A 1,284-nucleotide genomic window follows, 5' to 3' on the forward strand; every position below is an offset into this window, starting at 1 on the left:
AATAGCAAGAGTGAACCACCTGATCCCTTCCCGAACTCAGAAGTGAAACCTCTTTGCGCTGATGGTAGTGTGGGGTTACCCATGTGAGAGTAAGTCATCGCCAGCTCATTATTCGAAACACCCCCTGCTTATGCAGGGGGTGTTTTTTTGTGTGTGGGGTTTATAATTATTAAGATAAAACTGTCCTTAAAACTTCATCTCATCGCAACTGTCCTGTCATTCACACTGTATTAAATAAGACGTCGACTTTATAAAAAGATGAATAGACGTATGAGAAAAATTTCTTTAAGTTTGCTGGCGGTCTCTGTATTCGCTCTGACGGCATGCAATGAATCCGATGATAAAACCCTTCAGCCCATCGAAAGCGTAACTGAACCAACTTTGGTGTCTTTTGCCAAACTGGATGTAGAGACCTATGCAGAAGGCCTTGATTCAGGACGAGATGTACGTGGGGCAAATGGTATTTTTCCTCCATTTTCAGGCCAGCCTGTACAGGGTTTTTCTGCTGCATTAAAGCAGCCGGATGGAACTTATCTGGTGATGTCGGATAATGGCTTTAGCTCGCAAGATAATTCTTCTGATTATTTATTGCGTTTGCATCATCTTTCTAGCGATTTCAGAACCAAGGCGGGCGGTACAGCAACTGTCAAACATTTATCTTATATTCAGCTTCGTGATCCGAACAAACTGATTCCTTTTGAAATTGTCCATCAGAATACTCAAGAGCGTTTATTGACAGGTGCTGACTTTGATCCGGAATCTATGCAGCGCGCGCCCAATGGCGATATCTGGATTGGAGATGAATTTGGCCCTTATTTATTACATTTTAGTGCAGATGGAATATTAAAAAGTCCGCCGATTGCTTTAGCGCATCCATTAGAAGCTGGAACTGAACTCAGATCTCCACAAAATCAGCTAAACAAGGGGACTACCGGTTATATTGAACCTTTGGTACAGCGGAGTGGGGGCTTTGAAGGTATGGCAATTTCCCCCAATGGTCGCTATTTATATCCTTTACTTGAAAAACCTTTATTAAATGCCACGACGCCACAACTAATCATTTCAGAATTTGATCTGGAAAAGAAAGTTTATACTAGAAATTTCTATTATTTTGAGTTGGCTTCGAAAGCCTCTGCAATTGGTGATTTTCAGTTATTTATAGTCAAATCATTATAAAACTAATACAATGGTGCAATGAGTTATTCAGAACATTTTAGACGTAAAATTTTAGCTAAGCTTGAGGAAGGTTATTCTATTCGAGCGGTAGCTGCACAATTTGAAATT

Annotated in this window: 1 rRNA gene and 2 pseudogenes; all 3 read left to right on the top strand. The window is 40.4% G+C overall.

Features of this window, described 5'->3' with window-relative positions:
• Window positions 1-106, top strand: a 5S ribosomal RNA gene (gene rrf, locus FTV30_RS16050); the annotation flags it as partial.
• A gap of 164 nt (window positions 107-270) precedes the next feature.
• Window positions 271-1,158 (top strand): annotated as a pseudogene (locus tag FTV30_RS16055) (esterase-like activity of phytase family protein); the annotation flags it as partial.
• A 36-nt stretch (window positions 1,159-1,194) separates the two neighbouring features.
• Window positions 1,195-1,284 (top strand): annotated as a pseudogene (locus FTV30_RS16145) (transposase); the annotation flags it as partial.

Source organism: Acinetobacter sp. YH12255 (genome assembly GCF_013417355.1).
Taxonomy (GTDB): Bacteria; Pseudomonadota; Gammaproteobacteria; order Pseudomonadales; family Moraxellaceae; genus Acinetobacter; species Acinetobacter pseudolwoffii.